The 13271-nt window shown below is 70.1% G+C and carries 14 protein-coding genes; 6 read left to right on the forward strand and 8 right to left on the reverse strand.

What is annotated here, in order from left to right; translation table 11 throughout:
- Positions 1–33 precede the first annotated feature (33 nt).
- Positions 34–483: an OsmC family protein gene (locus tag OC490_RS26815; protein ID WP_262060571.1), complete on the reverse strand. Its 450-nt coding sequence runs from the start codon at positions 481–483 to the stop codon at positions 34–36.
- Positions 484–750: 267 nt separating this feature from the next.
- Between OC490_RS26815 and OC490_RS26820 the strand changes: the two genes are divergently transcribed.
- The 3 genes from OC490_RS26820 to OC490_RS26830 are packed head-to-tail and all read left to right on the forward strand — an operon-like array spanning position 751 to position 2849.
- The gene (locus OC490_RS26820; RefSeq protein WP_262060572.1) at positions 751–1998 is read left to right on the forward strand and encodes an NAD(P)/FAD-dependent oxidoreductase; all 1248 of its coding nucleotides are present in this window, start codon (positions 751–753) and stop codon (positions 1996–1998) included.
- Positions 1999–2016: 18 nt separating this feature from the next.
- Positions 2017–2334, forward strand: a complete 318-nt coding sequence (locus OC490_RS26825; protein ID WP_262060573.1) for a TusE/DsrC/DsvC family sulfur relay protein — start codon at positions 2017–2019, stop codon at positions 2332–2334.
- Between the two features lie 41 nt (positions 2335–2375).
- Positions 2376–2849 (forward strand): DsrE/DsrF/DrsH-like family protein, encoded by a 474-nt coding sequence (locus tag OC490_RS26830; RefSeq protein ID WP_262060574.1) that lies wholly within the window; start codon positions 2376–2378, stop codon positions 2847–2849.
- On the opposite strand, the gene OC490_RS26835 is transcribed toward OC490_RS26830, so the two are convergent.
- From OC490_RS26835 to OC490_RS26860, 6 genes are read right to left on the reverse strand one after another with little or no spacing between them, the layout of a single operon-like run.
- Entirely contained in the window at positions 2850–3830 is a 981-nt protein-coding gene (locus OC490_RS26835) for an ABC transporter ATP-binding protein (protein ID WP_262060772.1), read from the reverse strand. It lies immediately after the preceding gene.
- 23 nt (positions 3831–3853) lie between these two features.
- Positions 3854–4900 (reverse strand): ABC transporter ATP-binding protein, encoded by a 1047-nt coding sequence (locus tag OC490_RS26840; RefSeq protein ID WP_262060575.1) that lies wholly within the window; start codon positions 4898–4900, stop codon positions 3854–3856.
- Positions 4893–5861, reverse strand: a complete 969-nt coding sequence (locus OC490_RS26845; RefSeq protein WP_262060773.1) for an ABC transporter permease — start codon at positions 5859–5861, stop codon at positions 4893–4895. The genes OC490_RS26840 and OC490_RS26845 overlap by 8 nt, the downstream gene beginning before the upstream one ends.
- 5 nt (positions 5862–5866) lie before the next feature.
- Positions 5867–6895: an ABC transporter permease gene (locus tag OC490_RS26850; protein WP_262060576.1), complete on the reverse strand. Its 1029-nt coding sequence runs from the start codon at positions 6893–6895 to the stop codon at positions 5867–5869.
- Positions 6892–8616, reverse strand: coding sequence for an ABC transporter substrate-binding protein (locus OC490_RS26855; RefSeq protein WP_262060577.1), 1725 nt, complete (start codon positions 8614–8616; stop codon positions 6892–6894). Before OC490_RS26855 ends, OC490_RS26850 begins: the two co-directional genes overlap by 4 nt.
- A gap of 56 nt (positions 8617–8672) precedes the next feature.
- Positions 8673–9569: a proline iminopeptidase-family hydrolase gene (locus OC490_RS26860; protein ID WP_262060578.1), complete on the reverse strand. Its 897-nt coding sequence runs from the start codon at positions 9567–9569 to the stop codon at positions 8673–8675.
- A gap of 299 nt (positions 9570–9868) precedes the next feature.
- On the opposite strand from OC490_RS26860, the gene OC490_RS26865 reads away from it, so the two are divergent.
- The gene (locus tag OC490_RS26865) at positions 9869–10570 is read left to right on the forward strand and encodes a FadR/GntR family transcriptional regulator (RefSeq protein WP_262060579.1); all 702 of its coding nucleotides are present in this window, start codon (positions 9869–9871) and stop codon (positions 10568–10570) included.
- Between the two features lie 15 nt (positions 10571–10585).
- Here OC490_RS26865 and OC490_RS26870 read toward each other — a convergent pair whose 3' ends face one another.
- Complete coding sequence (locus OC490_RS26870) at positions 10586–11419, reverse strand: PhzF family phenazine biosynthesis protein (RefSeq protein WP_262060580.1); 834 nt, start codon at positions 11417–11419, stop codon at positions 10586–10588.
- A gap of 49 nt (positions 11420–11468) precedes the next feature.
- Between OC490_RS26870 and OC490_RS26875 the strand changes: the two genes are divergently transcribed.
- Positions 11469–12512, forward strand: a complete 1044-nt coding sequence (locus tag OC490_RS26875) for a permease (RefSeq protein WP_410099013.1) — start codon at positions 11469–11471, stop codon at positions 12510–12512.
- Positions 12509–13234 carry a TIGR03943 family putative permease subunit gene (locus OC490_RS26880; protein ID WP_262060581.1) on the forward strand — a complete coding sequence of 242 codons (726 nt, stop codon included), beginning with the start codon at positions 12509–12511 and terminating at the stop codon, positions 13232–13234. The genes OC490_RS26875 and OC490_RS26880 overlap by 4 nt, the downstream gene beginning before the upstream one ends.
- The last annotated feature ends 37 nt before the right edge of the window (positions 13235–13271 follow it).

The raw sequence follows: 13271 nt of genomic DNA on the forward strand, positions 1-13271 counted from the left end.
AACCGTCCGGGCCCGTCGGCGCGGCCTGTGAGCTCACTGCGCCACCTCGACGACGATCTCGGGCGGCCGCAGCAGGGTGTTGTGGACGGTGCAGTGCGAGACGACGGCGTGCAGGGCGGCACAGCGCTGCTCGGACAGTCCGCGAGGCGGGGCGACGACCAGCCGGACGGTGTCGACGCGGGGCGGCCGGTCGGTCGCCATGGTGAACTCGGCCCGGACCCGCAGTCCCTCGCCGTTCAGACCGTGGCGGCGCAGGTAGCGGCCCGCGTAGAAGGCGACGCAGCCGGCGAGGGACGCGGCGAAGAGTTCGGTGGGAGTCGGGGCCGTGTCCGTGCCGCCCGCCTCCATGGGCTGGTCGACGAGCAGACGGTGGTCGCGGATGTCGATGGCGAAGGCGTCGCCGTGTACATGGCTCACTTCGAGGATGTGCGCGGTGGATTCCGGAGGATGCGGGGCGGTGGTTCCCGGCGCTGTCCCTGCCATGGCTCTGCCTCCTCGTCACTGCCTGTCGCTTCCGCTTCCAGTGGACCGCGGCCGGGGGCGACGGGGCGAGGGGCGGTCGGGGCGCGGCAGGGGCCCGTTCGGCTCTGGCGGGGCGATCGGCGAGTGGGCTATCCTGCCCGGCTCTTCGAGCAGGTGGCACCACCTGCCGTCGCACACCGTGCGGGGTCGTGTACATACCCCTGTGGGTACCTGGGGGAGGACCATCGGCCACTGACTTCGCCGGGGCTCCCGGACCACGCTGGAGGCATGGGCAAACACATCGTGATTCTTGGCGCCGGAACCGCCGGCACCATGACGGCCAACCGGCTGCGCCGCGCGTACGACGAGCGGGACCTCCGGATCACGGTCGTCGACCAGGACGACATCCACGTCTACCAACCGGGGCTCCTGTTCGTGCCGTTCGGCCTCGCCGAGCCGCGCGGCCTGCTGCGCTCACGTCCACGCCAGCTGCACGACGGCATCGACTACCGTAGATGCCGCATCGACCGGGTCGACCTCGAAAAGCACGTGGTGCACTTCGCCGTCGGCGGCTGGGTCACCTACGACGTCCTCGTCGTCGCCACCGGCGCCCGGCTGCTGCCCGACGAGACCGAGGGACTCACCGGCCCCGGCCGGGGCGAGTCGGTGTTCACCTTCTACGACCTGCCCGGCGCCGTCGACCTGCGGTACGCGCTGGAGCGCTTCGAGGGCGGCCGAGTGGTGATCGACGTGGCGGACCTGCCGGTCAAGTGCCCTGTCGCACCATTGGAGTTCGCCTTCCTCGCCGACTGGTACTTCCAGCGCCGCGGCATCCGCGACAAGGTGCAGCTGACCTACGCCACGCCTCTCGACGCCGCCTTCACCAAGCCGGCCGCCGCGCGGGAGCTCGGCGGACTGCTGGAGTGCAAGGGCATCGAGCTGGTCACCGAGTTCACCCTCGGCAGCGTCCGCGCCGACGGCTCCGGCGGCCGGCTGGTGTCGTACGACGACAAGGAGGTGCCGTTCGACCTGGCGGTCGTCGTGCCGCTGCACGGCGGCGCCGGGTACGTCGACCGCTCTCCGGGCCTGGGCGACGAACTCGGCTTCGTGCCCGTAGACCCGCACACGCTCCAGCTCCCCGACCACCCCGACGTGTTCGCCATCGGCGACGCGGCGGGTCTGCCCGCCTCCAAGGCCGGTTCGGTGGCCCACTTCGAGGGCGAGGTAATGGTCCGCAACATCGGCCGCTTCCTCGCCGGACAGCCGCTGGACGCGTCCTTCGACGGGCACACCAACTGCTTCGTGGAGACCGGCTTCCACAAGGCCCTACTCATCGACTTCAACTACGAGACCGAACCGCTGCCCGGCCACTTCCCCGGCTCTGTCGGACTGCCGCTGCTGAAGGAGTCGCACGCCAACCACCTCGGGAAGCTGGCCTTCGAGTGGCTGTACTGGCACACCCTGCTGCCCGGCCGGGAGATGCCCGGCATCGGCTCGGCGATGCCCGAGCAGGGGAAGCATCCCGTCCACGTCTGAGCCGAGGAGGCCCGCACCGTGCCCACCGCCACCTACGACGGCGTCACCGTCCCCGTCGACGACGAGGGTTTCTTCACCGACCCCGCGCGCTGGACCGAGCCCATGGCCGCCCAACTCGCCTGCGAGAGCGACGTCGGGACACTGACCGACCGGCACTGGGAAGTCATCCGCTTCATGCGCACCGCCTACGAGACCAAGGGCACGGGCCCGACCGTGCGCGTCCTCGGCAAGACGTCCGGCGTGAGCGTCAAGGAGCTCTACCAGCTCTTCCCCAAGGGACCGGCGAAGACCGCCGCGAAGATCGCCGGCATCCCCAAGCCCCGTGGCTGCATCTGACACCTCCGTCATCGAGCCCGTCACCGAGGAGCGCGTCCGTCATGGCCGCAACCGCAACGATCGAGAAGGTCTCGATCATCGTCTCCAAGGGATCCCTGGAAGGGATCTACCCGGCCCTGATCATGGCCAACGGCGCCCGCGCCGAAGGCATCGAGGCCGACCTGTTCTTCACCTTCTTCGGCCTCGACGCCATCACGAAGAAGCGCTGGGAGCACATCAAGCTGGCCACCGTCGGCAACCCGGGCCTGCACCTGCCCACCCTGCTGGGCGGCATGCCGGGCGTCCCCGACCTGGTCACCCGGTACATGGAACGCAAGATGGACAAGCTCGACATCCCGCCGATCCCCGAGTTCATCGAGATGATCGCCGACACCGGCGCCGGCATCCACGCCTGCAAGGCCTCGGTCGACCTCTTCGAACTGGACAAGGACGACCTCGTCGAACACGTCCAGGACATCATCACCGTGGGGGAGTTCTACGAGCGGGCGGCCGGCGGCCAGATCATCTTCACCTGATCATCCGGCCAGGGGATAGTGACAGGCCGTGTGCCTGCCACTGGCCGTCACCGTCAGCCGGGGACGTTCCACGGCACACCGCTCCCGCGCGTACGGGCAGCGGGTGCGGAACGGGCACCCCGTGGGCTTGTCCACCGGGTTGGGCACCTCGCCGGTGAGGACGATGCGTTCCCGGGGTGCCTCCTCGGTGAGCGTCCCGTCGTCGATGTCCGGGACGGCCGACAACAGCGCCTGCGTGTACGGATGGGCCGGCTCCATGTACAGGGCCTCCGTCTCGCCGAGTTCGACGATCTCGCCGAGATACATGACCGCGATCCGGTCCGACACGTGGCGGACCACCCCGAGGTCGTGCGCGATGAAGACGTAGGTGAGCGCGAACTCCGCCTGCAGGTCGGCGAACAGGTTCAACACCTGCGCCTGGATCGACACGTCGAGCGCGGACACCGGTTCGTCCGCGACGATCAGCTTCGGGTTCGTCGCCAACGCCCGCGCGATACCGATGCGTTGCCGCTGTCCGCCGGAGAACTCGTGCGGATAGCGGTCCAGATGGGCCGCCGCCAGGCCTACGACGTCGAAGAGCTCGGCGACCCGACGACGAACGGCGGCGGCGTCGCCGTACCGGTGGACGAGCAGCGGCTCCGCCACGATGTCCCCGGCACGGCGGCGCGGGTTGAGCGAGGCCTGCGGGTCCTGGAACACCAGCTGCATCCCCGGACGCACGGGACGCAGCCGGCGCGTGGACAGCGTGCTGATGTCCCGGCCGTCGAACTCGACCCGGCCGCCCGTGAGTTCGGTGAGCCGGACCAGACAGCGGCCGAGCGTGGACTTGCCGCAGCCCGACTCGCCCACGATGCCGAGCGTTTCACCGGCGCGCACCTCCAACGACACACCGTCCACGGCACGGAGTACCTTGCGGTGCCGGGAGAGTCCGTTCGCACGCAGGGGATAGTGCTTGGTGACGTCCGAGGCGCGCAGCAGCACCTCTGTCGTTGTCGTCTGCGCGGTCACGGTGTGGCCTCTCGTTCCATGTCCGGTACGTCCGTCGCCGCCGTCCGTGAGGACAGACGCAGCGAGGCGCGGTCGTCGTCGGGGAGCCAGCAGGCGTCGCGGTGCGCGCTGTCGCCGAAGTCCCTCAGGGCCGGTCGCTCCTCGCACCGGTCGTGCCGCAACCGGCACCGGGGCGCGAACGCGCACCCCTCCGGCAGACTCCCGGGCGAGACCGGCATCCCCGCGATGGTGGGCAGCCGTCGCAGCCGGGGCCCGCCCACGCGTGGCACGGAGTCGAGCAGCCCCCAGGTGTACGGGTGCCGCGGTCCGTGGAACACCGCCCGGCGCGGACCTTCCTCGGCCGCCCGGCCGCCGTACATCACCAGGACCCGGTCGGCGATCTGCGAGATCACGCCCATGTCGTGGGTGATGAGGACCACCGCCGAGCCCTCCGCGTTCAACTCGCGCATCAGGTCCAGTATTTGGGCCTGGACGGTGACGTCCAGCGCCGTGGTCGGTTCGTCGGCGATCAGCAGGGCGGGGCCGCAGGAGAGGGCCATCGCGATGACCGCGCGTTGCCGCATGCCGCCGGAGAACTCGTGCGGGTAGGCGTTCGCGCGGGAGGCCGCGTCAGGGATGCCGACGTCGGAGAGCAGCCGGACGGCACGTGCGTGTGCCTCCTTGCGGGACACCTTCTCGTGCGCCCGGATCTGCTCGGCGATCTGCCAGCCCACGGTGTACACGGGGGTGAGCGCGGTCATCGGGTCCTGGAAGACCATGGCGATCTCCCGGCCCCGTACCGCCCGCATCTCCTTGTCGGGGAGGGCGAGCAAGTCCCGGCCACGGAAACGGACTTCGCCCTCGACCGTCACGTTCGGGCTGGTGAGCAGGCGCAGTACGGCGAGCATCGAGACGCTCTTGCCGGAGCCCGACTCGCCCACCACGCCCAGGATTTCACCGGGCGACACCGAGAAGGACAGGCCGTCGACCACGGTGACGGAGCCTCGGCGGGTGCGGAAGGACACCCTCAAGTCGCGTACGTCCAGCAGGGGTTGGTCAGGCATGGCGGGCCCTCGGGTCGAGTCGGGCGTACAGGATGTCCACCAGGGCGTTGGCGAGGACCACGAAGAACGCCGCGTACAGGACCGTGCCCATGATCACGGGCAGGTCCAGGTTCTGGAGGGCGTCGAAGGTGAGCTTGCCGATGCCGGGGAGGCCGAAGACCACCTCGGTGAGCAGCGCGGCGCCGCCCACCAGCGCGCCGAAGTCCAGGCCGAACAGCGACACGATCGGGATCAGCGAGCAGCGCAGGGCGTGCCGGATCAGGATGCGCCGCTCGGAGAGACCCTTGGCGCGCGCGGTGCGGACGTAGTCCTCGTTCAGGGCGGTGACGACCTCGCCGCGCAGTAGCCGGGCGTAGATCCCGGCGTACAGCAGCGCGAGGGTCAGCCAGGGGAAGAGGAGGTGCAGGGCCCACTGGCCGGGGTCGTGGCCGATGCCGACGTATCCCGGTGGCGGCACCCAGGAGAACACCGAACTGTGCAGCTGCTTCTGGGTGATGAGGTTGACGACCTCGCCGAGCCAGTAGGCGGGGAGGGAGACGCCGACCACGCCGACGAGCATGATGAGCGGGTCGGCCGCCTTGCCGCGCAGGGCCGCTGCGGCCGTGCCCATGATGATGCCGGCCGTCATCCAGATCAGTGCGGCGCCGATGACGAGCGACAGGGTCACCGGGGTGGCCTGCACGATCTGCGGGATGACGCGGGAGCCGCGGTTGACGAACGACTCCAGGTCGCGGTCGATCAGCAGGTGCCGCATCATCAGCAGGTAGCGGATCGGCATGGGCCGGTCGAGGCCGAAGGAGTGGCGTACCTGGGCGAGCGTGGCGGGATCGGCGTTGCGGCCCGCGATACGGGCGGCGGGGTCGACTCCCGGTGTGGCGAAGAAGATCAGGAAGACCAGCACACTGATCGCGAACATCACCAACAGGGCGGACGCGAAGCGTTTGACGACGAAGCGGAGCATGATCGTCACACCCCTCCGCGCAGGCGGGCGCCCGGGTCGAGCGCGTCTCGTACGCCGTCGCCGAGGACGTTGAGCGCCGCCGTGGTCAGCGCGATCAGCAGGCCGGGCGCGATCGTCACGGCGGGCCGGGTGTAGAGCAGCCCGAGTCCGTCCTCGATGATCGTGCCCCAACTGGCGTCCGGCGGCTGCACACCGACGGACAGGAAGGACAGCGCCGACTCGGTCAGCATCGCCAGCGCGGTCATCAGGGGGACGAACACGATCGCGGTGGGCAGTACGTTCGGCAGCACCTCGCGGCGCAGGATGCGCACGGTCGGCGCCCCGGAACCGACGGCCGCCTGGATGTACTCCTTGTTGCGCAGCACCAGCACCTGACCGCGCAACGGCCGGGCGATGTACGGCACATAGATCGCCGCGATGATCGCGACAGGCAGCCAGAGACTTCCCGCCTCGACGGTGAGCGGGCCGAGGTGCAGGCCGTCGGTGAGCAGGACGACCGAGAGGCAGATCGCGAGCAGGTACACCGGGAAGGCCCAAATGACGTCCAGGACACGGGAGATGACCGCGTCCACGACACCGCCCGCGTACCCGGCGACGACTCCGACGACCGTGCCCAGGGCACAGGTGATGAGCGCCGCCGTGAACCCGATGAACAGGCTCGTCCGGCCGCCGTAGAGCAGCCGGGCCATGACGTCGCGCCCCTGGTTGTCGGCGCCGAGGAAGTAGTGGGCGGGGTCCCAGGTCGGGCCGATCGGAGTGACGCCGAGGCCGAGGCCGGTGCTGCTCGGGGTGAGCACCGGCACGGTCTTCCCGTCGACGACCGTGGAGCCGGAGACATGGGACTGGAAGGGGTCGGTGTGCGCGATGTGGTCCGCGTACAGCGGCGCGCACAGGGCCGCCAGGACGACGAGGAAGAGGACGACGGCCGCGGCCAGCGCCGACCTGTTGCGCAGCAGGTCGGCGCCGGCCGTCCGCCAGGGGCCCGGCGAGCGCCGGGCCTCCGGGGTGGCCAACTGGGTTGAGGCGGTGCTCACTTGACCCACGTCTGGTCGACGAGCATGTAGAACTGCTTGCTGAACTGGTAGTTGCCCAGCCGCTTCGACGTGAAGTCGATGATCTTCGGGTTGATCAGCGGGACGACCGGGGACTGCCGCATGATCGCCTGGTCGATCGCGCCCCACTGCGTGTTCGCCGCCGTGGGGTCGGTCTGGGCGGTCTTGAGCGCGGTCTGCATCTGCGCGTCGACGCCCTTGTCGCAGAAGCCCGAGATGTTGATGCTGGAGTCGCTTCCCGGGTGGAACGCGGCGCAGGAGAACAGCACGTTGAGGAAGTCCGAGGCCGCCGGATAGTCCTGGTACCAGGACGTCAGGGCGAGTTGGACCTTGTTCTTGGTGTTCTGGATGTAGGTGAACTGGATGTTCGCCGACAGCGGCTTGAGCGTCGCCTTGTAGCCGAGCTGGGTGAGCAGGCTCTGCAGGTACTGCCCGATCGACTTGTTGACGTCGTCGTCCTGGGTGACGATGCCGACCTCCTGCCCGGCCGTACCGGACTGCTTCACCAGCGCCTTGGCCGTGGCGAGGTCCGCGGCCGTCCAGGTCTTGCCGCCGCCCTTGGTGTAGTCGCAGGAGTCGACGTGCCCGGGGAAGCCCGGCGGCAGGATCGTGCACGCGGGAGAGGCGAGGTTGGTGCCGCCGTACAGCCGCACCACCGCCGACCTGTCCACGGCCCAGTTGATGGCCTGGCGCGCCAACTTGTTGTTGAACGGTGCGATGTTGACGTTCAGCGTCGCGTACCAGAACGCGGTCAGCGGGTTCACGTGTGCCTGGGACGTGTACTTGGTGCCGATCTCGTTGAGCCGGTCGGCGGGCGGCGGGTCGTACATCCAGTCCGCCTGGCCGTTCTCGACGGCGGTGACCTCGGACTCGACGGTCTGCCCGAAGGTGTAGTCGATCTGGTCCGGGTACCCCTGGGGTTCGGCCTCCCGCGACCACTCCTTGAAGTGCGGGTTGCGCACCAGTTTCAGCGCACGGTTCGGGTCGTAGGAGGCCGCCATGTACGGGCCGGTCGTCGGCAGCGGCTTGGTGCCCGCGTCCTTCGTCGGCGAGTCCTTCGGCACGATGCTGGCGTGCGGGACGGCGAGCTTGTACGGGAATTCCGAGTCCGGGGCCGTCAGGTCGATGGTGACCGTGTTCGCCTTCGCGTCGCCGGTCACACCGCCCTTGAGCGTGCAGGACGCGGGTGTCTTCAGGCAGGCGGTGGCGCCGACGATGCCGTTGTAGAAGGTGCCCGCGGTGGGGCTGGAGACCTTGAAGATCCGCTGGAAGGACGCCACCACGTCGTCGGTGGTCAGCGCCTTGCCGTTGGAGAAGGTGATGCCCTTGCGGAGCGTGAAGGTGTACGTCTTCCCGCCGTTGGTGACCTTGGGCATCGCCGCGGCCAGGTCCGGGACGACGGTGAACGACGACTGTCCGCCCACCTTCTTGAACGACAGCAGCCCGTCGTACATCGACTGGTACAACTGCCAGTACTGGAGCGTGTAGTTGACCTGGGGATCGAGGCTGCCCGCCGCCGCGTGGGCGACCAGCTTCAGGGTGCCGCCCTTGTGCTGCGGCTGGAACGCGGAGGTGCCGGACGCCGACGAGGACGTGGTCGGGCCGGAGGAGGAGCTGTCGTCGGAGGACGAACAGGCGGCGGTGGTCAGGGCGAGGGCGACGGTGGCGGCGGCGAACGCGGTCCGTCTCGTGCTGCGGGACATCCAGGGAACTCCCGTCGGGGGAACGGCTGTTGGTGGGCCGGGGATGGGCCGAAGGCTCAGTCGGTGGAGTCGAGGAAGGTGCCCACGACCCGGAGGTAGAGCTCTTCCTCCTCGACGTGCGGCATGTGGCTGGAGTGCTCGAACATGTGCCAGCGCACGTCGGGGATGTGGTCGGCGAAGGGGCGCAGCGTGTCGGGAGTCGCCTCGTCGTACCGTCCGGACACCAGCAGGGTCGGTGCCTCGACCAGATGCAGCCGGTCGACCACGGACCAGTTCTTCAGTGTTCCCACGACGTGGAACTCGTTCGGCCCGTTCATCGTGTGGTACACGGTCGGATCGGCCGCGATGTTCTCCCAAGTCGCCTGCACCTCGGGCGGGTTGGGGGTCAGGCGGCACACATGGCGCTCGTTGAATACCTGCTCGGCGGCGAGGTAGTCGGGGTGGTCGGTGGTTCCGGCCGCCTCGTGGGCGAGCAGGGTGCGCTGGACCTCGGGCGGGAGTTGGGCGCGCAGTTCGGCCGCCGCCGCGAGCCACAGCTCCATGGACGCGGGGGAGTTGGCGATGACCAGGCCGCGCAGCCCGGCCGGCCGGCGTACCGCGTGCTCGGCGGCGAGCATGCCGCCCCAGGACTGGCCGAGGAGGTGATAGGCATCGGCGATGCCCAGCTCCTTGAGCAGATTGTCGAGTTCGTCGAGGAAGAGCTGGACGGTCCAGAAGTCGGCGCCCTCGTCGGGCAGATGGGTGGACAGCCCGGTGCCGAGCTGGTCGTAGTGCACCACGGGGCGTCCCTGCTCTGCGATGCCCGCGATGCTGAGCGTGTAGTGGTGACCGGCGCCGGGTCCGCCGTGCAGGACGACCAGGGGTGTTCGGCCGGGTTCGCCGGTGATCCGGTACCAGGTCGAATGGCCGTTGAAGTCGACGGTGCCGGTGTGATTCGGTTCGGGAATCGCCACGCGAGGGCCTCCCAGGAGGGCCGGACGAGAGCCGGCCGCTGGCGGAATCGGAAAAGGATGTGACGGATGGCTGCGATAGTGATTGGGTAAAAGGTCAGTGCACAAGACCTTTTAGCGGGGGCTGGGCAAGACGTAACGGCGAGTTCACGTGGCCCGCCCGTGTTTACAGCAGCGGCATTGAAGGGGGAGGACAGCTGACATCCGTACCTGAGGCATCCGAGGCCGGGGACGAGTTCTCGCGCGTCCTCGACCGTGTCCTCCTCGGCGGCTCCCCGTCCTCCGCGCTGCGCCCGGTCAGGGTGGCCTCGGCGGTCGACGAGGTGTCCGACCGGCTGCTCACCGCGATCGCCGTCGGCGACTTCCTGCCGGGCGAACGGCTGCCCGCCGAGCGCGAACTCACCGGTCTGCTCCGGGTCAGCCGCCCCACCGTGCGCGAGGCGGTCGCCCGCCTCCAGGCCGTCGGCGTCGTCGAGATCCGCCGTGGCCGCAACGGCGGCACCTACGTCCGCGACAGCTGGACCGAGTCGACGGCCGCCGCCGTCCGGCACACCCTGCTGCCCCGCTGGGAGGAGTTCGAGCAACTCTTCGACCTGCGCGGTCTGGTCGAGGGCATGGTGGCCGCGACGGCCGCCCGGCGCCGCGGCCCGAAGGACCTCGACCCCATGCGGGACGCCCTCTCCGCCTACCTCTCCGCGAGCACTCCACGCGACGCGCACACCGCGGACAGCGCCTTCCATCAGGCCGTCCGCGCCGCCACGGGCAACCCCCAGATCGTCATGCTCAGCCAGGACCTGCTGGCCCGCATCAGCCTCGGTTTCCCCGTCGAACCCTGGGGCAGGGGGGAACAGACCCACTTCCATCAGGGTGGCGAGGACCACAAGGCCCTGTACGAGGCCATCGCGGCGGGCGAGCCCGAGCGCGCCGAGGAGGTCGCCCGCGGCCACTTCACGATCAGCGCCGACCTGATCCGTGACGTGCTGGCACGGGTCCGGGCGAGCTAGACCGACGTCCGCCGGCTACGACGGCAGGATCACGTCCGTGACCTCGGCGGTGCCGCCCACCTGCACGGCCGCCCCGGGCCGCGCCGTCGCGGTGATCGTGGCCGGACTGCCCAGCGAGTCGCCCATGTCGACGGCGATCTCGGTGACGCCCCGGTCGGCCAGGTCGGCGGCGAGGCATGCGGTGCTGTTGGCGTTCGCGATGTCCTCCGGGACGCCGATCGACGGCGCGAACATGCGTGCCGCGATCCGACCGGAGTGCTCCGGTACCGAGTAGACGTAGCAGCCGAGAAGCCCGAACCGGTCGCAGGCCGACCGGAGTTGTCCGAAGTCCGGGGCGAGCGCGGAGCGCGAGGCGACCGGGACGAGCAGGCGCGCCCGCCCCACCGAGGCCACGCGAGCGCCTGGAGCGAGCGTGTCCGAGGTGACGCCCAGCGCGGGCAGGACGAGTGCGCACTCGTCGGCGGTCGGCTCGCGCAACTCGACGGGACCCGGCTCGAAGACGGCACGGAACCGTGCCCCCTCCCGTACGGCTCGCCCGGCGAAGGAACGCCCCGCCGCGTCGAGGGAGGCCCGGTACTCCGCGACTCCGGCACGGTCCGCGAGGTAGGCCAGGGCGGCGACCGTACCGTGGCCGCACGCGGGCAGTTCGCCCTCGGCGGTGAAGAAGCGGAGCGACACCTCGGGCCCGTGCACCGAGACGAAGACGGCGTGCGAAGTCCCCGCGCGGACCGGCACCCGACGCCGTTCGTCGTCGCTCAACGGCACCTCGTCCAGCACCGCGGTGGAGCTTCCGCCGGCGCCCTCGCGCAGACACGCGCGGACGATCGTGACGGACAGTCGGCTGATCACGCGTGAACCGTACTATGTTCTGTCGCAACATCAGACATTCGGAGCAAAAATGCCAAAAACGGATGAGCTGCTTGATGTGACGGAGGCCGTGGCCCCGGCCACCGTCCACCCACCCGAGCGACGGCGCCGCCTTCCGCGCAGACCCCCGCCCACGACGGCGGTCGTCACCGCCCTCGGCCTGGCGGCCTGTGCCCTCCTGCTGTCGGGCACACCGTGGTTGAACGGCCCCGCCGTGGCCGCCTGGCGCACCGTCTGCCTGGCCATCACCGTGCAGGCGCTGCCCTTTCTCCTCCTCGGCACCGCCCTGTCCGGGGCCATCAACGCCTTCGTGCCGGCCGACCTGTTCACCAAGGTGCTGCCCAGGCGTGCCGTGCTCGCCGTCCCCGTGGCCGGTCTCGCCGGAGCCGTCCTGCCGGGCTGCGAATGCGCGTCCGTGCCGGTCGCCAACAGCCTGATCCGCCGGGGCGTCACCCCGGCCGCCGCGTTCGCGTTCCTGCTCTCGGCGCCCGCGATCAACCCGATCGTGCTGACCGCCACCGCCGTCGCTTTCCCCGGCAGCCCCGCCATGGTGCTGGCCCGGCTGCTCGCCTCGCTCGCCACCGCCGCCGTCATGGGCTGGCTCTGGCTCTGGCTCGGCCGCACCGAGTGGCTGCGCCCGGTCGTCCGGCACACCGGACACCAGCACGGACGCAGCCGCTTCACCGAGTTCCGGCTCGGCTTCCAGCACGACTTCCTGCACGCCGGCGGCTTCCTCGTGCTGGGCGCCATGGCCGCGGCCACCTTCAACGTGACCGTCCCGCGCTCCGTCCTCGACACCTTCTCCGGCTCGCCCTGGCTGTCCGTGCTGTTCCTGGCCGCGCTCGCCGTCGTCCTGGCGGTCTGCTCCGAGGCCGACGCCTTCGTAGCGGCCTCACTCACAGGCTTCTCACCCACAGCCCGGCTGGCCTTCATGGTGGTCGGCCCCATGGTCGACCTCAAGTTGATCGCCCTCCAGGCAGGCACCTTCGGCCGCGCTTTCGCGGTCCGCTTCTCCACCGCGACCACCGTCGTGGCCGTGGCCGCCAGCGTCCTGATCGGAGGCGCCCTGCTGTGAAGCGCACCGCACAGATCCCGCTCCTGATCCTGACCGGCCTGGGCCTGCTGCACACCGCCCTCTTCACCGACCTCTACCTGCGCTACGTCAAGGAGGGCCTGCGCCCGCTGCTGATCATCTCCGGCGCCCTCCTGCTGCTCCTGGGCCTGGCCCACGCGGCGTTCGACCACGACACCGGTGAGAAGGAGGACCACGCCCACGGCCACGACCACTCCACCGCACCCCGCATCGCCTGGCTCCTCTTCCTCCCCGCGCTCAGCCTCCTCCTCTACGCCCCTCCCGCCCTCGGCGCCTACACGGCAGCGCACGCCGGCAGCGAGACCGTCAAGCAGCAGAAGGGGTTCGCCGCGCTGGCCGCGACCTCACCCCTCCCGATGACCCTCACGGCCTTCACCACCCGGGTCCAGCAGGACAAGCAACGCGCCATCAACGGCCGTACCGTCGAGCTGACCGGCTTCGTGACACCGGGACACGGCGGCTGGGACCTGACCCGCATCATCTTCACCTGCTGCGCGGCGGACGCCCAGACGGTCAAGATCCGGATGTACGGCACCCCGGCCCCGCCCGCCAACACCTGGCTGGCCGTCACCGGAACCTGGCACACCCAGGGCGCTCTCGGCACGAAGTCCGCGGTGGCGGCCCTCGACGTCCACGGCACCCGGCCCATCGCCCAACCTGTCAACGCCTTCACGGACGATCTGCCCCTCACACCCACCCGGTGACACGAACCGCCTTTGCGGACAAGGGCGTTGGGGCGAC

The sequence above is a fragment of the Streptomyces sp. STR69 genome (assembly GCF_024519455.1).
In the GTDB taxonomy this organism is placed as follows: domain Bacteria; phylum Actinomycetota; class Actinomycetes; order Streptomycetales; family Streptomycetaceae; genus Streptomyces.

What these genes read in the sequence shown, in the direction of transcription:
- OC490_RS26840 (WP_262060575.1), bottom strand. Translation starts at nt 4,900, where the DNA reads ATGCCTGACCAACCCCTGCTGGACGTACGCGACTTGAGGGTGTCCTTC.
- OC490_RS26875 (WP_410099013.1), top strand. Translation starts at nt 11,469, where the DNA reads ATGCCAAAAACGGATGAGCTGCTTGATGTGACGGAGGCCGTGGCCCCG.
- OC490_RS26845 (WP_262060773.1), bottom strand. Translation starts at nt 5,861, where the DNA reads ATGCTCCGCTTCGTCGTCAAACGCTTCGCGTCCGCCCTGTTGGTGATG.
- OC490_RS26855 (WP_262060577.1), bottom strand. Translation starts at nt 8,616, where the DNA reads ATGTCCCGCAGCACGAGACGGACCGCGTTCGCCGCCGCCACCGTCGCC.
- OC490_RS26830 (WP_262060574.1), top strand. Translation starts at nt 2,376, where the DNA reads ATGGCCGCAACCGCAACGATCGAGAAGGTCTCGATCATCGTCTCCAAG.
- OC490_RS26815 (WP_262060571.1), bottom strand. Translation starts at nt 483, where the DNA reads ATGGCAGGGACAGCGCCGGGAACCACCGCCCCGCATCCTCCGGAATCC.
- OC490_RS26820 (WP_262060572.1), top strand. Translation starts at nt 751, where the DNA reads ATGGGCAAACACATCGTGATTCTTGGCGCCGGAACCGCCGGCACCATG.